The organism is Saccharopolyspora ipomoeae (assembly GCF_029952525.1).
In the GTDB taxonomy this organism is placed as follows: Bacteria; Actinomycetota; Actinomycetes; order Mycobacteriales; family Pseudonocardiaceae; genus Saccharopolyspora; species Saccharopolyspora ipomoeae.
On the sequence record NZ_JASAOF010000002.1, the window covers coordinates 502,286 to 525,692 of the forward strand.

The window sequence follows — 23,407 nt, forward strand, 5'->3', positions numbered from 1 at the left end:
ATGACGATCACGGGAGGCAGGGCTGCCACGAGGATCACCGCACCGGGTCTGGTCATCGGCACCGTCGCCGGGCTGTTCGCGGCGCTGTTCGCGCTGGTGGCCGGGGCGCCGGCGGCGTGGGCGGTGACCGGCGGGCTGCTGCTGGCGGTGCCGCTGGCGGTCTTCGGCGCCGGGTGCAGCGCGCTGCGCTTGAGCGGGAGGCTGCGCACCGGGGCGTTCGCGCCGATCGCGCTGTACTGGCTGATCGCGTTCCCGCTGGCGCGGCTGATCCAGGAGGTCGGCACCCGGCTGGTGGTCGGCGACGGGTTCGCGCTGCCGCCGCAGCCGGGGTCCTTCCTGGTCTACCAGGCGCTGATCAGCATCGGGTTCACGATCGGGTTCGTGTGGGTGCAGGAGCGATTGGTGCGGGGTGGTGCCTGACATGAGCGGACCGGGCACCACCACCGGCGATCAGCCGTGCGCGTCGACGAGTCGCCCCTCGTCGGCGCGTCCCGGCTCGGGCCGCGCGCCACCGCGCCGGTCGTCGTGACGAGCCGACGCGATCGCGGCGGACGTGGCCAGTCCCAGCACGCGCCCGTCCGCCGCGTAGCCGCGCGGCATGCGTTCGAAATGGCGCAGGATGGCTCCGATGATCCGCATTGTCCTCACCTCCTCCCGTTCTCGTTCACTGCATACAGTATGCCGGTTCGCTGTCCGGTTGACGAAGTTCTTGTGAGCACCGACACCCGAACGGAGGGGAGCCGATGCGCGACGACCAGGCGATGATCGGCCTGCACACCCCGCAGCTGGTGGTGCGCGACCACCACGGTCGCCGCTACCGCGTCGGCGAGCGCCCGCGCGAGCTCGCGGGACTGCCGCGCGCGGTCATGCTGGGCGCCTGCTGGTTGCCGATGCTGCTGGTCGGCGCCCTGCAGTACGCCTTCGGCGCCGCGATCCCCGGCCTGCTGGCCGCCGGGCACGACCTGGCCGAGCTGTGCTGGACGCTGGCGGGCTGGACCGTGCTGCAGGCCGGCGCGGGCTACCCGGCCGCTCTGCTGCGCCGCCGCTCCCGGAGCGGACCGCGCACGATGCTCGTGGTCGGCGGGATGCTCTGCGCGGCAGGAGTTCTCAGCCTCGGCCACGGCATGACGACCGGGTACTGGCTGCTGGGCGGCACCGGCGCGGGCCTGGTCTACGCGGCCTGCACCTCCACGGCCGAGAAGTGGTTCCCGGAGAGCCCCGCCGCGCGCGTCGGCGTCGTCACCGGCGCGTTCGCCTACGGAGCCACCCCGCTGGTCATCGCCGCGACCCTGGCACCCGATCACGTCGAGACCGGGTTGATCGCCTACTCCCCCGTCCTGCTCGTCGGCGTGGCCGGGTGCGGGTTCCTGCTGGCCGACCCGCCGCGGCACTGGTGGCCCGCGCACGTCGACCACCGCAGCTGGGCGCGGGCGAATCCGCCTGCCGCGCGGGAGTTCTCGGCCGCCGAAGCGCTTCGCACCCCGGCGTTGCCGCTGATGGCGACCTGCCTGTTCTGCGCGGCGGCGGTGTCGCTGTTCGACGCGGCGTTCCTCGCCCTGCTGGCCGCCCCGCTGTCGCCGGTCGCGGCGATCGCGCTGTTCGTGGCGACCAACGGCGCGGGCCGCTCGGTGGCGACCCCGGTCGCCGCGCGGCTGGGCCGGCGACGCGCGCTGCGCTGGGTGATGACCGCCCAAGCTCTCGGGCAGGTGCTGCTGCTGACCGGGATCTCGCAGGGCTCGCCCGGATGGCTGGCGACCGGGGCCGCCGTCGCCGGACTCGGCGGCGGCGCGTTCTACCCGCTGTTCGCGGCGCTGGCGCGGGAGTGCTTCGGGCAGTCCCGCAGCGTCGAGGTCCACGGGCTGGTCTACAGCGCGAAGGCGATCAGCGGCGTGGTGGGCATCGGGCTGGGCTGGCTGGTTCTGGCCGGCTGGGGCCCTGCGGTGGCGCTGGCCCTCGCGGCCGTGCTGTCCTTGCTGGCCACGACGTTGTGCGGAGCACTGCGACGCCAGGGATTTCCCCACACTCTGCCCAGCGGAAGACCTTGATCGGTCTAGCGCCGAGTGCGAGGATCTTTCCGCTTCTGGTGATGATCAGGTGCCCGCGGCCGGGCACGCGGGAGGGTCGGGCTGGGATGAGCACCGAAGTCGATGTCATCGTCGTCGGATCCGGCATCAACGGCCTGGTCGCCGCCGCCGAGATCGCCCGCGCGGGCCGCTCCGTCCTGCTCGTCGAGCGCAACGACCGCCTCGGCGGCTTCATCACCTCCGAGCAGCGCACCGCGCCCGGCTACGTCCACGACACCTACTCCTCGTGGCACCCGCTGTTCCTGGCCGGGCCCGCCTACGCCTCCCTCGGCGCGCAGCTGCACGAGCACGGGCTGGTCTACCGCAACACCGACACCTGGGCGGCGGCCAGCGTCGCCGACGACGGCCGGGTGAGCCTGGCCCACCGGGACCCGGTCCGCACCGTCGAGGGCTTCGAGCACGACGCCGACGGCTCCGCCTACCTGTCCATGTTGGACAGGATCGGCGGGAACATGGCCGCCATCAACGGTTTCCTCGGAAGCGAGCTGCGCTCCTGGGCGCTGCTGCGGCACGGCGCGAAGCTGATCAACACCGGGGGCGTCCGCGGCGCCGAGGGCTGGCTGCGGCAGCTGGCCACCAGCGGGCGCTCGTTCTGCCGCCGCGAGTTCCGCGGCGACGAGGTCGACCACCTCTTCACCCCGTGGCTGCTGCACGCCGGACTCGGGCCCGACCACGCCTCCGGCGGGTTGATGACCGGCTTGCTCGCGGCCGGCCTGCACGGCGCGGGGCTGCCCGTGGTCGAGGGCGGCGCGGACAACTTCGTGACCGCCTTCGCCGAGCTGCTGGACTCCCTCGGCGTGCAGGTGCGCACCGACACCGAGGTCGAGCGGATCATGATCGACGACGGCCGCGCGATCGGCGTCATCTCCGGCGACCACGTCTTCCGCGCCCGCCACGGCGTGCTCGCCTCCGTCGCCCCCTCGACCCTCTACCAGCGGCTGCTGCCGCCGAGCGCGGTGAAACCCCACCTGGCGCGCCAGGCTTCGCAGTTCCGCTACGGGCGCGCCGCCATGCAGATCCACGTGGCCCTGTCCGCACCCCTGCAGTGGCGCGACGAACGCCTCGCCGACTTCCCCATCGTGCACCTCACCGACGGGTCGGCGAGCACCGGGATCGCGTGCGCCGAGGCCGAAGCCGGACTGCTGCCGCGACGGCCCACGGTGGTGGTCGGACGCCAGTACCTGGTGGACGCCAGCCGCGTGCCCACCGGCGCGGCGTCGCTGTGGCTGCAGCTGCAGGAGCTGCCGTTCCACCCCGTCGGCGATTCGGCCGGTGAGCTCGACACGAGCCGGGGCTGGACGCGGGAGCTGGCCGAGGGCTACGCCCGGCGGGTCTTCGACCGGCTCGACGCCCACGCCCCCGGCCTGGGCGACCTGGTGTGCGCGGTCGACATCATCAGCCCGCCCGAGCTCACCGCCCACAACCCGAACTCCGCCCAGGGCGATCCCTACGGCGGCAGCACCGAGCTCGACCAGAACTACCTGTGGCGCCCGCTGCCCTCGGCGGGCGGCCACTCGACCTCGATCCCCGGCCTGTGGCACATCGGCGCCTCGACGCACCCGGGCCCGGGCATGGGCGGCGGGTCCGGTCACGCGGCCGCCACGGCCTTGCTCAAGCGCATTCGCTGAGCACCCCTCCGCTCACCGCCATTCCCGATTCAGAACGCCGGAAGAGCCCTGGATCGGCGTGTTTTCAGCAGGCGAAAGAATGATCTTCGCCGCGCGCGTGGCGAATTCATGCCATCCTCCACAAAAAACGGGAATGCGGCTGGGAAATTTCGTACCAACCGACGAACATCATCCATTCTCGCAGGTCAGGACGCTTTCGCCGGCGCGGGCGAATGGACGCGTAGCCGATTCGTCCTTGACCGGCCCACGCGTCCGAATTATGGTCCAGACCACCAAGCGATTGGTGAATTCCCTTCCGCGACAGGAAAAACCGACAACGAGCGCCCCACCACGGGCACCGCTGTTCGGAATCGATTCACACTGTCGCGCGTTCTCCCCCGAAGGAGCTGACAATGCCCAAGCGCAAGATCTCCGCAGCCATGGTCGGTGCCGCCGTCGCACCGTTCCTGCTCGCGATCCCCGCCGGAACCGCCAGCGCCCACGGCTACATCGACGCCCCGCCGAGCCGCCAGGCCCAGTGCGCCGCCGGCACCGTCCAGTGCGGGTCCATCACCTACGAGCCGCAGAGCGTCGAGGGACCGAAGGGCCTCAAGAGCTGCAGCGGCGGCAACGAGAGCTTCGCCGAGCTCGACGACGACTCCAAGGGCTGGACCGCCACCCCGATCGGCACCCAGGCCACCTTCAACTGGAAGCTGACCGCCGCCCACGCCACCACCACGTGGGAGTACTACATCGGCGACAAGCTGGTCGCCTCCTTCGACCAGGGCGGCGAGCAACCCCCGCAGACGCTGCAGCACAACGTCGACCTGTCCGGCTACAGCGGCCCGCAGAAGGTCCTCGCGGTGTGGAACGTCGCCGACACCGCCAACGCCTTCTACGCCTGCATCGACGTCAACGTCGGCGCCAAGAAGTAGGAACGCGAGAAGGCGGGCCCGGACGATCCCGGGCCCGCCTTCCCACGACCGTTGCTAGACCAGGAACGAGAACAGCGGCGAACCGGGCGAGACCTGCTCGATCTGCAGCGGGGACTCCTTCATCCGCCTCAGCAGGTCGTCGAGGTCGTCGGCGTTGTCGAGCTCGATGCCCACCAGCGCCGGACCGGTCTCCCGGTTGTTCTTCTTGACGTACTCGAAGGCCACGATGTCCTGGCCGTCCACCAGCACGTCGTCCAGGAAGTGCCGCAGCGCGCCCGGCTCCTGCGGGAACGTCACCAGGAAGTAGTGCCGCAGACCCTCGTGCAGCAGGGACCGCTCGACGATCTCCCCGTAGCGGCTCAGGTCGTTGTTGCCACCGGAGACCACGCACACCACCGGACCTCGCGGCGCCCGCTCCAGCATCCGCGACGCCGCGCTCGCCAGCGCACCCGCGGGCTCGGCGATGATCCCCTCGGTCTGGTACAGCTCGATCATCTCGGTGCACACCGCACCCTCGGGCACCGCCACCAGCTCGTCGACCAGCTCCCGCGCCACCTCGAAGCCCAGATCGCCCACGCGGCCCACCGCCGCACCGTCGACGAACGTGTCGACCTCCGGCAGCTTCACCGGCGCGCCCTCCTCGAAGGCCGCGCGCATGCTCGCCGCACCGGCAGGCTCGGCACCCACCACGCGGATCTCCGGGAAGTGCTCCTTGAGCCACAGCACGATCCCGGCCAGCAGCCCACCGCCGCCCACCGGCACGATCACCGTGTCGATCGGACCGTCGTGCTGCTCGGCGATCTCCAGGCCCACCGTGCCCTGACCGGCGATGGTGCGCGGATCGTCGAACGGGTGCACGTAGATCGCGCCGGTGCTCTCCGAATCCGCCTTCGACGCCGCGCTGGCCTCGTCGAACGACGACCCCGCGATGATCGGCTCGACCCACTCGCCACCGATGCTCGCGATGCGCTTGCGCTTCTGGCGCGGCGTGTTGGCGGGCAGGTACACCCGGCCCTTGATCCGCAGCTCGCGGCACGCGAACGCCAGCCCCTGCGCGTGGTTGCCCGCGCTGGCGCACACCACTCCCCGCTCGCGCTCCTCGGCGTCGAGACCGGAGATCAGGTTGTAGGCACCGCGCACCTTGTAGGACCGGCACACCTGCTGGTCCTCGCGCTTGAGACGGACCGGAACGCCCAGCTCCGCGCTCAGGCGGCTGCTGGTCTCCAGCGGCGTGCGCCGGACCACCTGACGCAGGCGCGTTCCGGCCCGGAAGATCGCGGCGGGACTCAGCTCAACGGACACCTGTCGATACTAAAGCCGCTGGTGAATCGGGCGGCCGTCGGGTGGCTCAGCTCTCAGGCGGGTCCTGCCGCCACACCGCCCGGTACCGCTCGGCGGCCGCGGCGTCCCGCTGCCGCCGCACAGCGGAGCCGTGACCAGGCGGGAAGCCGTACTTCGCGAGCCTGCTGTCGACGCTGTCGACCGAGCTGGTCAGCACGATCCGGGCCACCACCAGCACCCCCAGCAGCAGCGCCCCGGCCGCGATCGGCCACGCCCCGCCCAGCACACCCAGGGCGAGGAACAGCAGCACACCCAGCGGCGCGATCTGCAGCAATCCCCGGATCAGCACGCGCAGCACCCACGTCCGGCAGGTCGCGTCGTGCAGCACCCAGTCCCGGTACCGATCGGGCAACCGCCGTCCGTACTGGTACGCGATCCACCGAAGAGGCCCCGGCCGCAGCATTCCCCCAGCATAGAACCACGCCGCTCAGGTGGTGATCGCGGCCGTTCGACCTGCCAGGGTGGGGGAAACACCTGGTCCGCAGCCCCGGAGAAGAAGCATGTTCAACGTTGAGAGAGTTCGGTTGGCCGGTGCCGACGTGCCGCTGCCGCGGATGCTGCCCGTCGAGCAGCGCTTCGCGGCCTCGTCGGTCGAGGACCTCGAAGGGACGATCCGCGCGCAGGTCGCCGAGCACGCCCGCACCCACCAGCTCGGCGGCAAGCGGATCGCGGTGACCGTCGGCAGCCGCGGCATCGCGCAGCTGGACCGGATCGTCATCGCCCTCGTCGGCGCCCTGGCCGAGCACGGGGCGAAACCGTTCGTCATCCCGGCGATGGGCAGCCACGGCGGCGGCACCGCCGACGGGCAGCGGCAGGTGCTCGCCGAGTACGGCGTCACCGAGGAGACCGTGGGCGCGCCGGTGATCGCCTCGATGGAGACCGTCGTGGTCACCGAGCTGCCCGACGGCACACCGGTGCACTGCGACGCCGAGGCCGCCCAGGCCGACAGCATCGTGGTGCTCGGCCGGGTCAAGCCGCACACCGACTTCCGTGGCTCCCACGAGAGCGGTCTGGCGAAGATGATCGCCATCGGGCTGGGCAAGCACGAGGGCGCGGCGACGCTGCACCGCCACGGCTTCGAGAAGTTCGACACCCTGATCCCCGAGACCGCGGCGGCGGCCCTGGCGGTGCTGCCGTTCGAGTTCGCCCTGGCCGTGGTGGAGAACGCCTACGAGGACCTCGCCCGGCTCGAACTGGTGCCCACCGAGGGGCTGCTGGAGCGCGAGGCCGAACTGCTGGCCGAGGCGAAGTCGCTGATGCCGAAGCTGCTCATGTCCGACATCGACGTGCTGGTCGTCGACGAGATCGGCAAGGACATCAGCGGCGCGGGCATGGACCCCAACATAACCGGCCGGGCCCCGGTCAACGCCGACAAGTTCCGCGCGACACCGGTGAAGCGGATCGTGGTGCTGGGGCTGACCGAGCACACCAACGGCAACGCGTGCGGGCTCGGGCTGGCGGACTTCACCACCCAGGGCTGCGTGGACCAGATCGAGTTCGGCTCGTTCTACACCAACTCGCTGACCTCGGGCGTTCCCGACGGAGCGCGGATCCCGATGGCGCTGGCCTCCGACCGCGACGCGATCACCGCAGCCGTGGCCCTCACCCAAGGGCCCCGGCCGCGGGCACCGAAGGTCGTGCGCATCCGCAACACCTTGTCGATGCCGCGCGTGGAGGTCTCCGAGGCCTACGCCCAGGAGGTCGCCGAGCACCCGGACATGACGGCCCTCGGCGAGGCCCGCCCGTGGGAGTTCGACGACACCGGCCGCCTGCCGAAGCTGCCGCCCGTCCACTGAACCCGACCCGGCCAGGACCTCGCACGTCCTGGCCGGGTTCTCCTGCGTTTCAGGGGCATTGATTTCGATCTGCACTGAAGCAATAGGTACTTTTGACTAGTGTTAGCCGCGTGGCCTGGGCGGATAGAATTCCGTCGAAGCTTCTCCCCCTACAGCACCCGATCCGGCTGGTTCGCGGAAGGCGAGGGCAGGCGATGCAACTCCCCATCTCCACCGACCGGCTCGTGGTCCGCGACTGGACCACCGAGGACGCCGACGTGCAGGCGGCTCTGGACCTCTACGGCCGCCCCGAGGTCACCGAGTGGCTGACGCCGGTGATCTCCAGCGTCGCCGACCTGGCCGCGATGCGCGCCGTGGTGCACTCCTGGACCGAGTCGCAGCCCAACCTCGTGCCGCCGACCGGCCGCTTCGCGATGCAGCGGCGGGAGGACGCGCAGGTCGTGGGCGGCCTGGTGCTGCGGACGCTCCCGCCGCACGACCACGACCTGGAGCTGACCTGGCAGCTGCGACCGGCCGAGTGGGGTCACGGCTACGCCACCGAGGCCGCGATCGCCCTGCTGCACTGGGCGTTCACCTTCGACATCGACGAGATCTTCGCCCTGGCCAGGCCGGACAACACCCGCGCGATCGCCACCGCGCAGCGCATCGGCATGGAGTGGGTCGGTGAGACCGCCAAGTACTACGACATGACGTTGCAGGTCTACCGCGTCCGGCAGGGCGACCTGCCGGACGCGCCGGGCCTCGGAACACCCGAGGACTGACCGGCGAAGATCACCGTCCGTGGTCAAATCCCCCGCCAAAGAGTGATCAGAACAGGCCCGAGTAGCGGTTTCAGGATGTAATCCTGGAAGCGTCGTCCGAGCGCCGATCACGGGGCGCACCCGACGGAGGAACCTTGCCAACGCCACGCGACAGGAATCCGGTCCCACCTCGGCGCCCGAGGGGGCGGCCGCCGGCCCGACCGGTTCCGCAGCGCCGGCAGCGCAAGCCGATCGGGCCGAAGGTGCTCGCCACCGTCATGTCGCTGGTGATCCTGCTGGTCACCGGCTACGGCTGGAGCAACTACCGGCACCTGCTCAATGGTCTGGCCACCAGCGACGTCGCCGAGGGCGGCGGCGCCGACGGCGCGGTCGACATCCTGCTGGTCGGCATGGACAGCCGCACCGACGCGCACGGGAACCCGCTGCCGGAGAACGTGCTGCGGGAACTGCACGCCGGGTCCAACGACGCGTCGCTGACCGACACGATCATCATGCTGCACATCCCCAACGACGGGTCGAGCGCGGTCGGCTTCTCCTTCCCCCGCGACTCCTACGTGTCGATCCCGGGTCAGGGCCAGCACAAGATCAACTCCGCTTACGGTCGCGGCAAGGAGGCCGAGATCGCCTCCCAGCAGAAGCGCGGCGTCAACGACCCGGCCGCGCTGGACCGGGCGGGCAACGACGCGGGCCGCAAGCTGCTGCTGCGCACCGTGGAGAACCTCACCGGCTCCTCCATCGACCACTACGCCGAGGTCAACCTGCTCGGCTTCGCCCAGATCACCGAGGCCGTCGGCGGCGTGCCGGTGTGCCTGAACTCCGCGACCAGCGACAGCTACTCGGGCGCGGACTTCAAGGCGGGCCAGCAGACCATCAAGGGACCCGACGCGCTGGCGTTCGTGCGGCAGCGCCACGGCCTGCCGCGCGGCGACCTCGATCGCGTCGTGCGGCAGCAGGCGTTCCTGGCCGGGCTGGCGAGCACCGCCCTGTCCGGCGGGGTGCTGGCCAACCCGAACAAGCTGCGCGAGCTGATCAGCTCGGTGCAGGACTCGGTGGTTCTCGACCTCGGCGAGGACACCGACGTCCTGTCGTTCGCCGAGCGGCTGCGCGGCCTGGCCGGCGGGGCGATCAAGTTCGACACGATTCCGATCGAGGACGCCGCCTACGACACGCCCGACGGCGAGGCCCTCAAGGTCGACCCGCGCGCCGTCAAGGCCGCGGTGCGCGCGGCGACGCTACCGCCGGGCGCACCCGGTTCGCCGGCTCCGCAGCCGCACAGCACCTCGGCCTCGCCGTCGGAGGAGGGGGCCTCCACCCGGGTCGACGTGCTCAACGGCACCCGCACCTCCGGGCTGGCCTCCAAGGTGCAGGACCGGCTCTCCGGTCAGGGCGTCAAGGTCGGCACCGTCGGCAACACCAGCAAGCGCAACTCGTCGGTGGTGCGCTACGGCCCGGGCGGCGAGTCGGCCGCGCAGGAGGTCGCCTCGCTGCTGGGCGGCATGCCGACCGAGTCCGACTCGTCGCTGTCGTCGGGACGGGTGCAGGTGCTCGTCGGCTCGGACTACGACGGCCCGTCGGGACCGCGCTTCTCCCCCGGCGGCGCGCTGGCCCTGGACGGCACGGCGCGGCAGCAGAGCTCGGACACGCCCGAGCAGGCGCCGATCAGCGCGGCGGGGATCCCCTGCGTGAACTGAGGAACCCGGCCATCCCGCCGAGTTCGGCTCGCCGGGAACCGCTTGCGCCGGTCATCGGCCGCCGATAACGTGCACGCACGGGTCGCGGCCGAATCCCGTTGGCGTTGCGCCGATCGGATGCCGGACCGCTGGGGATTGCGCCGAACAGGTGGCGTTCTCGCACGTCGCGGAGCCGCGGCACCGACTGGTTCCGCGATCGACACCTCCTCGTGGCTCGCAGTACAGCTGCACCACCCCACCGGACCGCACGCTCGTTGAACGTGCGCAACGTTCTCAGTACCCAGCCGGACGAACGGTCCGACTCACCCGCGACGAGCCGGGAGCAGGACGCGGTGCGATTGCTGCTGCTGATCGACGGAGCCGCCGAACCCCTGCCCTTCCCCATCCCGGACCCGGAGCTGGCCGACGCGGTCGGCGTGGTGACCGGGCAGACCCGCCTGCAGAAGCTGGACTTCTGGCTTCGCAGCCCCGATTTCCTCGCCGACGAACTGCTCAACGAGTACGAGCGGACCGCGGAGGGACGACTCCTGGACCTGGCGGGGAGCATCCTCGATTCCGAAGAACCCGAGGTCCGCCGCTACCCGATGCTGCGCCACCACTTCGGCGCCTACGAACCGCTCGACGACGCGCTGGCGGTGCTGCGCAGCGCGGGCCTGATCGTGCGCAGGCGCCGGGGCCGGGTGGGCCACACCCGGCGGCACGACTACTACCTGCTGGGGCGGGGCAGGCGGGTCGCGCGCACGATCATCGCCCGGGCACCGGCTTTCCGCTACTACGTCGACCGGGTCCGACTGGTGCTGGAGCTGGCCGACGGGCGCGGCGGCAACGAGCTGCGGGACCGCCAGTACCTGCAGGCCGAGTACGCGGGCACGCGGCGGGGAAGCCCGATCGGCACGATCGCCGAGCGGGTCCGCGAGCGGCTCGCCCGGCTGCGCGCGGAACTGCGCGCGGCGTAGGGGGTGTCGAAGATGAGCGCGGGAACATCGCTGCTGCACGACAGGATCTCGGCGATCACCGGCATGGCCGCCGAGACCGTCGCCCACCTGCTGGTCTCGGGCGGTAACTCGCCGTCGGCGCCGCTGCGGCGGCGGATCGACGACGCCGAGCGCGACTGGGAGCGCTCGGAGCAGGCCCACCGCGCGGCCCGGCAGCGACGCCAGGCCGACGAGCGGGCGCTCAACGACACCCGGGAGAACGGGGTGGCGCGGGTGCTGTTCCACGGTCTGGAGCCGCATTCCTGCCCGCGCTGCGACGCGCCGATCTCCGAGCAGCGGCGGCGGGCGGAGCGCGAGCAGCACCGGTGCGCGGTGTGCACCAGCGATGTGTCGGCGGCCGCGCGGGAGTCCGACGAGCCGGAGATCGCCGCGCGGTTGCGGCTGGCAGCCAGCGAAGCGGCCGAGGCCGCTGCGCTGGCGGGCCTGCGCCGCGCGGAGGTCGCGGTGGCCGAACTCGTCGCCGAGCTCGCCGAGCCGCCCCGGCCGCGCAACGGCGACAACCCGACCGGGTCCCCGCTCGGCCCGCCGTGACCGCGCGGGAGGTGGCGGCCGGGCCGCAGGCCCCGGTCCTGGCGGCGGCGCTGGCCGCCCGTCAGGACGCCGTCGGCCGGGAGGAGGTCGCGGAGTTCATCGAGGGACTGCCGGACCAGCGCAGCCTCCTGGCGCTGGCGGCGAGCGTCGACGAGCTGCTCGCCGCGCCGACGGTGCTGCAGGTGCACGGCGCGCGGTTGCACGACGCGCTGCTGCGCGACCTCGGGCCGGTGGTGCAGCGGCATCCGCTGATCGCGGCGAGCCGGTTGGCGGGCGCGGTGCGGTTGGCCATCGCCGACGCCGTCGCGCCGTTCGCGGTGCTGGGCAGGCTCGCGGACCTGCCGCCGGGCGCTCCGGAGGAGTTCACCGAGGCGCTGCCGCGGCTGGTGGGCGCGGCGATGGACCGGTGGGCGGGCGAGCCCGCGATCACCGCGCCGCTGCGCGCGGCTCTGGACCGGCTGCGGCACGAGGAGGCGGCCTCGGTCGACGCGGCGTTCGAGCTGGCCTGCGACGAGCTGCGCGTCGCGCTGACCGCGACGGAGATGCCCGCGGTGCTGGAGGCGTTGAGCGAGGCGCGGTCCCGGTTCGCCACCGTCGACGCCGCCGAGCAGGCGCGCCACGACGCCCGCGCGCACGGAGCCGCCTGCGACGCGGTGCTGGCCTTCGCGGCCCAGGACCGGGGCCGGCTGGCGGGTGCGGCGGATCGGCTCACGGCGGCGGTGGATCAGCGTTCGGCCTGGTTGCGCGGCACCCACCAGCCGCCCTGGTTGCGCCCCCGGCAGGCGGCGGAACCGGCGTGGCTGCGCCTGGTCCTGCTGCTGCGCACGGCGTCGGAGCGGTTGGCCGAGACGATCTGGATGGACGTCTGGGAGGCGCTCGGCGCGGTGCTGGAGGCCTACGCGCAGGTGCGGACTCTGCAGCCGCTCCCGGGCGCGCAGGCGGCGCCGGGTCTGGCGGCGGTCGTGGAGCCGACGATCGAGAACGCGATCGTGCGCGGGCGGAGCCGGTTGGCGGCGTTGCGGCGCACCGTCGTGGAGACTTCGACGGCCGAGAACCCGCCGCTCCCGCCGCGCACCGCGCGACTGCTGCTGGACCGCATCGAGTCGGCGGGCGCCGACCGGCGTCCCGACCAGTCGCCAGCGGGGCACGAGGTGGACGAGCTGGCGGCGTCTCGGGCGCACCGGATGGCGCCCGCGCTGGTGCGGGTGCTCGGCGAGCGGGACGCGGCCGGGCTCACCGGGGCGCTCAGCGACGACGACCTGCGGCTGCTCGACGGGGTGGTGCACAGCGGCGAGGTCGCGCGGTCCCGCACCGCGCACCCGGTGCTGGACCCGCTGCTGGAGCGGCTCCTCGCGGGTCTCGCGGAATCCCCGGGGTTCACCGGGCGGGTGCGGGCGACGTTCGGCCTGCTGCTGGAGCAGACGCTGCGGTTCCTGCTCAGCCGCGCCGATCTCACCACCGCCGCGTGGGGCCGCGGCGAGGACTACCGGCGAGCGCTGCGCGACGGCGAGCGGCGTCCTCGCGAGTCGGCGCTGCAGCGCGACTACCACCAGTGGCTCGCGACCGGGCAGCTCGGCGGTCTGGTGGCGGTCGAATCGGGCGACGTGGCGCGCGGTCGCGCGGACGTGGCGGTCTCGTTCGGCGCGCTGCGCTACGTCACCGAGGTCAAGCGGGAGCTCCGGGACGCCTCACGGGAGCACCTCGAAGCCGCGCACCTTCCGCAGGCCGCCGAGTACGCCGGGGCCAACGCCGCGTTCGGGCAGCTGCTGGTGCTGGACCTGACTCCGCATCCGCGCGGGTCGCCGCGCGTCGACGAGCGGGTGTGGCTGGCCCGGCACGGCGGGCGGTGCGTGGTGGTCGGCGTGGTCACCGGCAACCGGCCCGCGCCCCACCGGTTGTGATCTTCGGGTCGTCACCCCCTGCTAGAGTGCCGGGATTATGGCTCGGGTCACTGCCGCGCGCGTGTTCTCCACCGCCGGCCTGCCCGCCGAGCAGCGGGTGGCGCTGTGGGAGCGGCACAACGCTCGCGCGCTGGTGGGCTTGTCGTGCAAGACCATCGACGACGCGCCGCTGTCGGCGACCGAGCGCAACCTGCCGCTGCCGCGACTGCACGTCGCGCACGTCAGCGGAAGCCCGCACCTCGTCGAGCGCGGCGCGCGCGAGATCAGCGACCGGCCCACCGGTTCGGCGGTGCTCTACATCGCCACGGCCGGGGAGGCGTTCTTCTACAGCACCGGCGGCACCCGCGTCCTGCGCCCGGGCCAGGCGGTTCTGTGCGACGCGGACCGGCCGTTCGCGCGCGGGTTCTCGCACGGGTTGAAGGAGTTCGTGCTCAAGATCCCGCACGGCGCGCTGCAGGAGCTCACCGGATCGACGCTCGCGCAGCCGGAGTTCTTCGACCTCGCCGACGGCGCCGCCGCCGACACGGTGCGCGCGCTGACCCGGTTGATGCGCGCGGCCATCGACGAGCCGACCGACGGCAGCCGCACCGAGCAGCAAGCCCTCGGCCTGCTCGCCGCTCTGCTCACCGGCGGCGCGAGCACTCATCTCGACACCGCGAAGGCGGTCATCGAGCTGCACCTGCGCGACCCGAACCTCTCGGCGGCCCGCGTCGCCGACCGCATCGGCATCAGCGAACGCCAGCTCTGCCGGGTGTTCAACCGCGCGGGGCTCAGCGTCGCCCGGCACATCCTCGACCGGCGCCTCGAACTCGCCCGCGAGCTCCTGGAGTCGTCCCGCACCGCCCGCTGCTCGATCGCCGAGATCGCCCGGGACTGCGGCTTCGTCTCCCCGTCCCACTTCACCCGCACGTTCAAACGCCGCTACGACACCACCCCGGCCCAGCTCCGCACCGCGTCGCAGCTCCGGCGGCGCTCTGCGTCACCAGAGGACGGTTTTTCCTCGAATTACCCGGACATTTCAGACATTGATCACGGGTGATTCGGGGATAAACCGCCCTCAGCCGAGCAGCGCGGTGACGGTGACGAGGACGGGGACCGACAGGATCGTCGAGAGCAGGATCGACTCGCGGGCGAGGCGGACGCCGACGTTGTACCGCGAGGCGTAGACGAACAGGTTCTGCGCCGCGGGCAGCGCCGAGATCACCACCACGGCGAACAGCGCGGCACCGCTCATGCCGAACAGGCCCGCCCCGATCGCCCAGGCGATGACCGGGTGCGCGAAGGACTTCAGCCCGACCGACACCAGCACCGGCCATCGCTCCGCTCCCCCGGCGGGCAGCTGCGACCCGCGCAGCGAGATGCCGAAGGCCAGCAGCACCGTCGGCACCGACAGGTGCCCGAGCAGCGTCAGCGGTTCGGCGACCGGCCCCGGAATGCGCCAGCCCAGCAGGGACAGGCCGACGCCGAGCAGCGAGCAGATCACGATGGGGTTCTTGAACGGCGCCAGCAGCCGCGTCCACGTCGAGTCCTTCTCGCCGGACTGCGCGAAGTCGATCACGGTGAGCCCGATCGGCGTCATCACCAGCAGCTGGAACAGCATCACCGGCGCGACCAGGCTCGCGTCGCCGAGCACGTAGACCGCGACCGGGATGCCCAGGTTGCCGGCGTTGACGTAGCTGGAGCACAGCGCGCCGATGGTGGTGCGCCGGATGTTCCACCGCCGCCACAGCGCGATCAGCACGAACAGCGCCGCCGCCGCGAACGTGCTCAGCGCGGTGACCAGCAGCGGAGCCGAGAACAGCACGCGGACGTCGGAGTCGGCCAGCATCGTCAGCAGCAGCGCGGGGGTGCCGACGTAGAAGGAGATCTTCGCCAGGACGTCGCGTCCGCTGTCCCCCAGGACCTCGCTGCGGCCCAGCACGTACCCGACCAGAACGATGGCGCCGATGACGCCGAAGCCCTGGATCACACCCGACACGACGCCTCCACCCCCGGCGCGCTGTCCACTGTGGAAACGCGCGCGAGCCGTTGCGGTTCTCTCAACGCGGTTTTCGGCGCACATCGCGGCCGCATCGCCCGGGCGCCCCACCCGTTAGCCACCCTAATCGATCACACGCGGACCCGGGGTGTCCGAATGGCGACTCTCACACCGCGACGCCCGCTTCCCGCGTTCCGGGAGGTCAGCTCTCGTCGCCGGTGATGGCCGGTTCCACCGGCCGCAGGTCGGTGCGCCCGTCGGAGGTCGGCACCCCGCCGGGCAGCGTCACGGCCTCGGTCAGCGGCCCAGGGCTCCAGTCGCCCCAGTGGGTCTCGTGCCGCACCTGCAGCGCGGCCTCGGCTCCGGCGGTGTCGGGGTTGTAGGGGTCGATCACGTAGATCGCGCCCCAGTCCCGGTTCGGCGCTCCCTGCAGGTAGGCGGGCAGCCGCCGGACGCTGGCGCCGACGTTGAGCCAGCCGAACGGTCCCCCGCCGGCCGGTGCCGACCAGCTCTGGCCCATGTCGCGCATGATGCCACCGCCCGCGACCCGGAACCGGGGCATCTCGAAGACCCCGTCGTGGATCTTGGCCGGCTGCAGGCACGGGTGCACCAGCGCGGCGGGCCACTCGACGAACGTCGGCTGGTCGCCGATCAGCTTCGTCATCGACGTCATCTCGGGAACCCGGGGAGCGCTGAAGGCCAGCCACCCGGTGGCGTCCGCGCGGCGGTCGGCGGCCACGACCCGCACCTTGCTCGCGCCGGGCACGTCGAACCGGACGTCCTGCCACCCGCCGTGGTCGAGCCCCAGGTCGCGGTGCCCGGTGATCTCGAAACCGCCGGGAACGTCGCGACCCCACTCCACGCGCAGCGCGTTCGTCCCGGTCGACGAGCCCGCGAACTGCAGCACGACAGGCGAGGTTCCGGCCGCGGCCTGCGGCGGCACGTCGAACCAGGCGGTGCGGATCTCGCCGGTGCCGGTGGCGTCGGTGTCGAAGGTTCCCCAGATCGAGGCGTCGTCACCGCCGTAGCCCCACGGCGGGGTGTACTGGGTGCTGCCGGGATAGCCGAAGCGGTGGAAGCCCTGCTGCTCGGCGCGCAGGTAGTCCGCCGGCTGCGCGGTGTCGCTGGGCACGCGCGGCTGCTCCGCCGAGGGCGCGAGCACGCCGCGGCGGGGATCGGCCTCGACGTTGATGTAGTCCGACAGCCCGCAGCTGCGCCCGGCGATCTGCTTGGCGTTGTCCAGGCCCAGGCTGTAGCTGTCCCGCTGCTTGTCCATGCCCACGGCGAACAGCCCGATCTCGACGATCAGGCACAGCGCGCAGGTGATGGTCAGCGGCGCCGCGCCCAGGCTCAGCACCCGCTTGCGCGCCGTCGGGGTGATCACGGGTGGTTCGTCGTGGCGCACGTGCTCGATGAAGCCCACGACCAGCGCGAGGAAGCCCAGCGCCAGGAACGCGGTGCTGGCGTGGCGCCCGTCGAGGCTCGGGGCCTTGTCGAACCACGGCACGCCCCAGCCCGAGACGTACCACCACGAGTTGGTGCCGGTCACCGACAGCGCGCACACCACCATCAGCCCGGCGAAGAACCCGGCGCGGTTGCGGCGCGAGCGCAGCACGGCGGCGCTGGTGGCCAGGGCGGTGAGCGCGGCCAGCACGGCTCCGATCGCGGCGAACACGCCGAAGTGGTGGGTGTGCTTGGTCGGGGTGGCGGCCAGCACGACGAAGCACAGCACCGCGATGCCCAGCATCCGGCGGCTGGGGCCCAGCGCGGCGCCGCGGATCTTGCCGCGCCGCAGGAACACCACTCCGCTGGCGGCGATGCACAGCACCAGCAGCAGCACCGGGAAGCGCCTGGTCAGCGACCCGTCGGGCCACTTGTCGAAGAGCTTCTCGTAGCGGCCGAGCTCCTCGTACCAGGCGTCGTTGGGGCCGAACTCGGTCTTGAGGTCGACCGAGTCGAGCACCGACTGCAGGGTCTGGTCGAAGAAGACCCCGACGAGGATCACCAGACCGGCCGCCGCGATCGGCGCCAGAACCGGCAGCGGGCCGATCTCGCGCATCCGCCGCCACAGCATCCGCAGCAGCGGCTTGGCGGCCACCAGGAACGGCAGCGCAGCCACCATGCCGTGCGGGTTGGCGCCCAGGCCGAGGGCCGCGGCGACCAGGCCCAGGGCCGCCGGGGTCAGCCGCTCGGTGGCCACCGCCCGCTCCACCGCGCATAGCGACAGCAGGAAGAACACCACGACGACCGGTTCCGGCCGCAGACCGTTGTTGTAGGGCAGCCAGAACGCCAGGAACACGGCGGCTGCGGCCCAGCCCGCCGATTCGCTGCGCCGGACCTGCTGGCCGAGCCGCGGCAGCACTCCCCTGCTCAGCAGCAGCCAGCTCACGACGCCGAGGAACAGCGCGGGCAGCCGGACCCACGGGGTCGCAGCCGAGATCTGCACCCACAGCGCGTAGATCTCGTAGAACCAGCCGAAGGGCGATTCGGGGTTGCCGAACCAGCGGAAGTAGTTGGTGACGTAGCCGGCGTCGGGGGCGGCGCGCAGCATCGTGAGGATGTAGCCGTCGTCGGCGGTCATCGCGCCGATCAGCCACCACACGCCCAGCGCGCCGAACACCACGACGTCGCGCGCGCTCAGCCGCAACCAGCCCACCGGGAGCCATCGCACGGGCGCGCGAAGCTCCAGCTTGCGCAGCGCGAGCAGCGCACCGAGGAAGCTCAGCACGGCGACGACCATCGCCGCGGTCTTCAGCGGGGTGCGCGTGGTGTCGAACCGGGTGTCGACGCCGGCCTGGAAGTCCAGACCGCGCACGTCGTCGCGGTGGTCGTCGAGCTGCGAGTAGATGCCGGTGAGCTGCGGTCGCTGGTCGCCGCCGACCGACCCCAGCGGGATCCCGGCGACGTCGGCGCGGGTCTGGCCCGCGTCGGAGCTGATCGTGATGGCGCAGTCGCCGACGGGCAGCGGGGCGGCGCCGAGCTGGTGGCCGCGCGAGAACAGGCTCACCTGACCGTTGTCGACCTGCAGGTTCATCCCGGTCAGGCCGCCGTAGCTGCCCGAGGGCGCGTTGGTGGCCAGCAGCGAGGCGGCGCCGTTGACGCGGTCGTCGAGGCTGCGGGCCGAGGCGCAGGGAACGGTCGCGTTGAGCCAGAGGGGTTCGTGGCTGAGCAGCGGAGCGGACACCGAGCGGGTGCCTTCGGCCGTCGGCCACTTCAGCGTGGTGATCTCGTGGTCGACCGGCAGCATCGGCACCAGGACCGCGAGCACGGCCGACAGGAGGCCGAGCACCGCGGCCACCACGCGCGCACGTCCGCGCGCCGGGTCACGACGCGTGAACCACGTCGAACGCTGACTCACGCGCTCGCCACCTCACCTCGCAGGTCTGCTCCTCGCAGAGCTTAAACGGTGGTGACGCGACGGCGACGGCTGGCAGCGGCAGAAGCCGCGAACGGGCACCGCCGGGGATGCCGGGTGGGGTGCCGTTCGCGCGGCTGCGCAGGGGTTTCGCGCGGACGATCAGGCGGCGAGGGCGGGTTCGAGGTCCGCGGCCATCGGGTTGCGACGGGCGTCGAACAGATACCCGACCCAGAAACCGACGACTCCGGCACCGACAACGGCCAACGTTCCGACAGCACGCACCATGGGAGGTTTCCTCTTTCTCGGCGACGCAGATCCTCTGGACCCGGCTCATGACTGCTCGATGGGAAAAATGGTGAGCCCGCCGGGTGGCAGCGTCGTTGCACAAACGATAACCGGGCGTAAATCGGCCGACCACGCCACCCCTCGCAGGTCCGCGGTCACGGTGCGTCATTTCGCGGACCCGCGAACGGAGTAGCCGGAGCCCGTTGGGGAACGGGCGCGCGGGTTCACGTGAGCCCGCCGCGCGCGCGAGATCCGGGGTTGCGGTCAGACCGCCACCCACCCGAAGTTCGCGTCCCGATGCGGACCTCGTCCCACCGCTTCGGTGATGTCACCCGCTCGGGCCAGCATCGCGAAACGCGCTCGCGATTCGTGCCGGTTCCGCCGGGTTTCCGAGGGTTGACGATGAACGCGGCGGAGGCGCGTTCAAAGCGACCGCGGAGCGGTCACCTGAGGTTGACCTCGGCGAGGCCGCGGTGGTCGCGGTCGACCTCGGGCCACGGCTTGCGCGCTTCGGCGAGCAGCCTGCCCGCGGCCTCGGTGATCTCCCCGGCGCAGTCGGCGATCGCCGCGACGTCGGCCGCGTGCTCGTCGGGGTCGAGACCGGCTCGGCGCAGCAGCGGGGTCACATCGCCCAGGACGCGGGCCAGCCAGCCGATCGGATCGGCCGAGAGGTCGGGGTCGAAGACGCGGTCGCCGGGTTCACCATCGGACATCTCCGGGTGCCAGTGCATCCGGTCGGCCGCGTGCGGGCGCGATTCCAGCAGGTCGAAGCGGCAGACGCCGCGGCTGAGCCAGGCCGCCCGGGAGGCGTAGACGGAACCGGCCTCGGCCGATTCGGTCAGCCTGCGCAGCTCCAGGCGCACTCCGCGTTCGCGCACGTCCGCCTCCGCCGACTGGGCGGGGTCGAGGAAGTCGACGCCCTCGACGGTCACGGCGAGCCTCTGGAAGCAGTAGATCCGGTACACACCAGCACACAAGCACAGCCGTGCCGCCCGCGACAAGGACGCGCCCTTCGAGTCCACTGTGGATTTCTCAGATGCCGGTACGCCCGCGTGCCGCCGACCCCGCCTCGCGCGCTCGCTCCTAGGCTCGGCCCGGTGAACCTTCCCGAGCAGTTCCGCCAGCCCATCCCGGCCGACACCACCGACCTGACCGACGGACCGCCGCTGCACGAGGCCTGCGCGCCCCTGCGCGAGCTGGTCGGCGTCTGGCACGGCGAGGGCGAGGTCGACTACCCCACCATCGACGGCCCGTTCCGCTTCGGGCAGCAGCTGACGATCTCCCACGACGGCCGCCCGTTCCTGCGCCACCAGGCGCGGGCGTGGCTGCTCGACGGCGAGGGCCGGGTGCTGCGCCCGGCGGCCTGGGAGACGGGATTCTGGCGACCCGGCGCCGAGGGGCGCCTCGAACTGCTGCTCACCCATGCCACCGGCCTGCTGGAGGTGTTCTACGGCTCGGCCGAGGCCGGCACCTGGCGGCTGGAGACCGAGACGGTGCTGGGCACCGCCACGGCCAAGCAGGTCCGGGCCGCGCAGCGCCGCTACTCCCTCGACGGCGACGTCCTGGACTGCGCCGAGAGCCGGGCGATGGTGGGCGAGCCGATGACCCCGCACGTGGCCGCGCGGCTGCGCCGCGTCCCGATCACCGACTAGCCCCGCCGCATCGGGCCGGGTGAACCGCAAGAGACCCCGCATTCGTGATGAATGCGGGGTCTCTTGTCTGCGGGCCGTGTGACCGGCTCTGTGAAGTGGACGGCCTACCTCAAGCGGAAGCCCGTCCCGGTATTACGCGAGACGCCGTGCTCAGATGACGCGGACGTCGGCCGCCTGCGGGCCCTTCGGGCCCTGGCTGACCTCGTAGGTCACCTTCTGGTCCTCGTCGAGGCTGCGGAAGCCGCGGGCGTCAATGGCCGAGTAGTGGACGAACACGTCCGGGCCACCGTCGTCCGGGGCGATGAAGCCGAAGCCCTTTTCCGAGTTGAACCACTTCACGGTTCCCTGTGCCATGCTTGCTCTCTCCTTCTGGGAGCCGGTACTACATCAGACCGTCACACTGCGTGACGACCTGGGCCGCTGAACGAACGGCGACTTGTCCAGCTACAACCAGAAAGCAGCACGCCCGCATCACCATCCTGCGAGTGTGCGCGAACACGACCCCAGAAAAATACGACCGCCACGAACACTACACGGTCCCTCGTGGACACGTCTGCCACTATCACCCGAGCGTGCCGTGACCGGCGTCACATTTTTCCGCCGTTCCCGTTCGTCCGATCCGACCTCGTTCCGTGATGAACCCGATCTTGTCTCCGCCCTCCGCTTCAAGATGAAATCGATTCACAACCGAATGAGGAGGGACGGATGTCCAGCACGCTGCTCACCAGTCCGGACTTCAAGCTCGGCCTGTTCTCACCCAACTGCTCCGGCGGACTCGCGATCACCACCGTCGCCGACCGGTGGGGCGCGAGCTGGGCCGACAACCTCGCGCTCGCGCGGCTGGCCGACGAGGCCGGGCTCGACTTCCTGCTGCCCATCGCCCGCTTCATCGGCTACCCCGGCACCTCCGGGTTCCACGAGAGCGTCCTCGAACCGGTCCCCTGGGCCGCCGGGCTGCTCGCCGCGACCCGCCGGATCACCGTGTTCGCCACCGTCCACACCGCCTTCAACCACCCGGTCGTCAGCGCCAAGCAGCTGGCCACCCTGGACCACGTCGGGCAGGGCAGGGCCGGGCTCAACGTCGTCGCGGGCTGGAACGAGCCCGAGTACCGGGCGATGGGCCTGGAGCTGCCCGAGTCCCACGACGACCGGTACGCGCTGGCCCAGGAGTGGTGGGACCACGTGCACGCGCTGTGGACCCGCGAGGGGCGGTTCGACCTGCCCGGCCGGTTCTTCGACCTCAGGGGCGTCGAGGCCGCCCCCAAGCCGATCAACGGGGCGCTGCCGCTGCTCAACGCCGGGTCCAGCCCGCAGGGCCGCGCGTTCGCCGCGCGCAACGCCGACTTCGTGTTCACCGCGCTGAGCGACCCGGACCACGGCGCCCAGGTCGTCGCCGAGCTGCGCGCCGACGCCCGCACCCGCTGCGGCCGCGACGTCGGGGTGATGGCACCCGCGTTCGTGGTGTGCCGCCGGACGCGGGCCGAGGCCGAGGAGTTCCTGCGGCACTACGCCGAGGAGAACGCCGACCGGGAGGCCGTCGACGAGCTGATGCGGTTGCAGGGCATGTACGCCCGGTCCTTCGCCAACGACATCATGGACACCCTGCGCACCCGCTTCGCCGCGGGGCACGGGACCTGCCCGCTCATCGGCACCCCGCAGGAGGTGGCCGACGAGATCGAGCGCTACGCGAAGGCGGGCCTGTCGGGGATGTCGCTGGCGTTCCTGGACTACCTCGGCGAACTGGAGGACTTCGTCGCCGAGGTGCTGCCGCGCCTGGAGGCCAGGGGAATCCGGCTCCCGGCGGCCGAGCGCTTCAGCGCCTGATCACTCGAAGCGGGACGGGTCGCCGGCGCCGACGCGCACGATCTCCGGCTCGTCGGTGGAGAAGTCGATGACCGTGGTGGGTTCGACGCCGCAGTCGCCGGAGTCGATGACCGCGTCGAGCTGGTGGTCCAATTCGTCCTTGATCTGCCAGCCCTGCGTCATCGGCTCCTCCTCGCCGGGCAGCAGCAGGGTGCTCGACAGCATCGGCTCCCCCAGCTCCGCCAGCAGCGCCTGCGCGGCCACGTGGTCGGGGATGCGGACGCCGACCGTCTTCTTCTTGGGGTGCAGCAGCCGACGTGGAACCTCCTTGGTGGCGGGCAGGATGAAGGTGTAGCTGCCCGGCGTGGAGGCCTTGATCGCGCGGAACACGGCGTTGTTGATGATGACGAACTGGCCGAGCTGCGCGAAGTTCTGGCACACCAGCGTGAAGTGGTGCCGGTCGTCGAGGTGCCGGATCGCGCGGATCCGGTCCATGCCGTCCTTGTTGCCCAGCTGAGCGCCCAGCGCGAAGCAGGAGTCCGTGGGGTAGGCGATCAGTCCGTCCTCCCGGAGGATGTCCACCACCTGCCCGATCGAGCGCGGCTGCGGGTTGTCCGGATGCACGTCGAAGTACTTCGCCATGCGGCCCAGCATAGAAGTCCTGTCACGTCTTCGTAGCGCGTGAAACC

At 71.9% G+C, this 23,407-nt stretch carries 22 protein-coding genes; 13 read left to right on the forward strand and 9 right to left on the reverse strand.

The features are described from left to right. On the forward strand, positions 1–420 hold the full coding sequence (locus tag QFW96_RS05860; protein ID WP_281454491.1) for a hypothetical protein: 420 nt from the start codon (positions 1–3) through the stop codon (positions 418–420). Positions 421–450: 30 nt separating this feature from the next. On the opposite strand, the gene QFW96_RS05865 is transcribed toward QFW96_RS05860, so the two are convergent. Then, entirely contained in the window at positions 451–639 is a 189-nt protein-coding gene (locus QFW96_RS05865) for a hypothetical protein (protein ID WP_281454492.1), read from the reverse strand. Positions 640–743: 104 nt separating this feature from the next. Between QFW96_RS05865 and QFW96_RS05870 the strand changes: the two genes are divergently transcribed. The 3 genes from QFW96_RS05870 to QFW96_RS05880 all read left to right on the forward strand — a co-directional run bounded on the left by QFW96_RS05870 (position 744) and on the right by QFW96_RS05880 (position 4,626). After that, complete coding sequence (locus QFW96_RS05870) at positions 744–2,045, forward strand: MFS transporter (RefSeq protein WP_281454493.1); 1,302 nt, start codon at positions 744–746, stop codon at positions 2,043–2,045. An 86-nt stretch (positions 2,046–2,131) separates the two neighbouring features. Beyond that, on the forward strand, positions 2,132–3,712 hold the full coding sequence (locus tag QFW96_RS05875) for a phytoene desaturase family protein (protein ID WP_281454494.1): 1,581 nt from the start codon (positions 2,132–2,134) through the stop codon (positions 3,710–3,712). Between the two features lie 392 nt (positions 3,713–4,104). Beyond that, the gene (locus QFW96_RS05880) at positions 4,105–4,626 is read left to right on the forward strand and encodes a lytic polysaccharide monooxygenase auxiliary activity family 9 protein (RefSeq protein ID WP_281454495.1); all 522 of its coding nucleotides are present in this window, start codon (positions 4,105–4,107) and stop codon (positions 4,624–4,626) included. Between the two features lie 54 nt (positions 4,627–4,680). On the opposite strand, the gene ilvA is transcribed toward QFW96_RS05880, so the two are convergent. After that, a complete protein-coding gene (gene ilvA, locus QFW96_RS05885) occupies positions 4,681–5,928 on the reverse strand; it encodes a threonine ammonia-lyase IlvA (RefSeq protein WP_281454496.1) in 1,248 nt (415 codons plus the stop codon). 46 nt (positions 5,929–5,974) lie between these two features. Next, complete coding sequence (locus QFW96_RS05890) at positions 5,975–6,319, reverse strand: DUF5313 family protein (RefSeq protein ID WP_425524717.1); 345 nt, start codon at positions 6,317–6,319, stop codon at positions 5,975–5,977. Between the two features lie 148 nt (positions 6,320–6,467). Here QFW96_RS05890 and QFW96_RS05895 point away from each other — a divergent pair, with 148 nt between their 5' ends. From QFW96_RS05895 to QFW96_RS05925, 7 genes are all read left to right on the forward strand, one after another. Further along, entirely contained in the window at positions 6,468–7,763 is a 1,296-nt protein-coding gene (locus QFW96_RS05895) for a nickel pincer cofactor-dependent isomerase, group 22 (protein WP_281454498.1), read from the forward strand. Positions 7,764–7,957: 194 nt separating this feature from the next. Next, entirely contained in the window at positions 7,958–8,524 is a 567-nt protein-coding gene (locus QFW96_RS05900) for a GNAT family N-acetyltransferase (protein WP_281454499.1), read from the forward strand. Positions 8,525–8,781: 257 nt separating this feature from the next. Next, positions 8,782–10,215 (forward strand): LCP family protein, encoded by a 1,434-nt coding sequence (locus QFW96_RS05905; protein ID WP_281454500.1) that lies wholly within the window; start codon positions 8,782–8,784, stop codon positions 10,213–10,215. A 332-nt stretch (positions 10,216–10,547) separates the two neighbouring features. After that, the gene (locus QFW96_RS05910) at positions 10,548–11,171 is read left to right on the forward strand and encodes a hypothetical protein (protein ID WP_281454501.1); all 624 of its coding nucleotides are present in this window, start codon (positions 10,548–10,550) and stop codon (positions 11,169–11,171) included. 12 nt (positions 11,172–11,183) lie between these two features. After that, positions 11,184–11,741 carry a hypothetical protein gene (locus tag QFW96_RS05915; RefSeq protein ID WP_281454502.1) on the forward strand — a complete coding sequence of 186 codons (558 nt, stop codon included), beginning with the start codon at positions 11,184–11,186 and terminating at the stop codon, positions 11,739–11,741. Beyond that, entirely contained in the window at positions 11,738–13,642 is a 1,905-nt protein-coding gene (locus QFW96_RS05920; protein ID WP_281454503.1) for a hypothetical protein, read from the forward strand. The genes QFW96_RS05915 and QFW96_RS05920 overlap by 4 nt, the downstream gene beginning before the upstream one ends. Positions 13,643–13,679: 37 nt before the next feature. Then, positions 13,680–14,681 carry a helix-turn-helix domain-containing protein gene (locus QFW96_RS05925; protein ID WP_281454504.1) on the forward strand — a complete coding sequence of 334 codons (1,002 nt, stop codon included), beginning with the start codon at positions 13,680–13,682 and terminating at the stop codon, positions 14,679–14,681. 18 nt (positions 14,682–14,699) lie between these two features. Here QFW96_RS05925 and QFW96_RS05930 read toward each other — a convergent pair whose 3' ends face one another. The 4 genes from QFW96_RS05930 to QFW96_RS05945 form a co-directional block, all read right to left on the reverse strand. Then, positions 14,700–15,620 (reverse strand): AEC family transporter, encoded by a 921-nt coding sequence (locus QFW96_RS05930; protein WP_281454505.1) that lies wholly within the window; start codon positions 15,618–15,620, stop codon positions 14,700–14,702. A gap of 202 nt (positions 15,621–15,822) precedes the next feature. Then, positions 15,823–18,978 carry an arabinosyltransferase domain-containing protein gene (locus QFW96_RS05935; protein WP_281454506.1) on the reverse strand — a complete coding sequence of 1,052 codons (3,156 nt, stop codon included), beginning with the start codon at positions 18,976–18,978 and terminating at the stop codon, positions 15,823–15,825. A 159-nt stretch (positions 18,979–19,137) separates the two neighbouring features. After that, the gene (locus tag QFW96_RS05940) at positions 19,138–19,263 is read right to left on the reverse strand and encodes a hypothetical protein (RefSeq protein ID WP_281248777.1); all 126 of its coding nucleotides are present in this window, start codon (positions 19,261–19,263) and stop codon (positions 19,138–19,140) included. 443 nt (positions 19,264–19,706) lie between these two features. Then, positions 19,707–20,228: a hypothetical protein gene (locus QFW96_RS05945; RefSeq protein ID WP_281454507.1), complete on the reverse strand. Its 522-nt coding sequence runs from the start codon at positions 20,226–20,228 to the stop codon at positions 19,707–19,709. A gap of 132 nt (positions 20,229–20,360) precedes the next feature. Between QFW96_RS05945 and QFW96_RS05950 the strand changes: the two genes are divergently transcribed. After that, positions 20,361–20,915, forward strand: coding sequence for a heme-binding beta-barrel domain-containing protein (locus tag QFW96_RS05950; RefSeq protein WP_281454508.1), 555 nt, complete (start codon positions 20,361–20,363; stop codon positions 20,913–20,915). A gap of 150 nt (positions 20,916–21,065) precedes the next feature. Here the strand turns inward: QFW96_RS05950 and QFW96_RS05955 are convergent, their stop codons facing one another. Beyond that, the gene (locus tag QFW96_RS05955) at positions 21,066–21,269 is read right to left on the reverse strand and encodes a cold-shock protein (protein WP_093418446.1); all 204 of its coding nucleotides are present in this window, start codon (positions 21,267–21,269) and stop codon (positions 21,066–21,068) included. A 351-nt stretch (positions 21,270–21,620) separates the two neighbouring features. On the opposite strand from QFW96_RS05955, the gene QFW96_RS05960 reads away from it, so the two are divergent. After that, entirely contained in the window at positions 21,621–22,739 is a 1,119-nt protein-coding gene (locus QFW96_RS05960) for an LLM class flavin-dependent oxidoreductase (protein WP_281454509.1), read from the forward strand. On the opposite strand, the gene QFW96_RS05965 is transcribed toward QFW96_RS05960, so the two are convergent. Continuing rightward, positions 22,740–23,360, reverse strand: coding sequence for an L-threonylcarbamoyladenylate synthase (locus QFW96_RS05965; protein ID WP_281454510.1), 621 nt, complete (start codon positions 23,358–23,360; stop codon positions 22,740–22,742). Between the last annotated feature and the right edge of the window lie 47 nt (positions 23,361–23,407).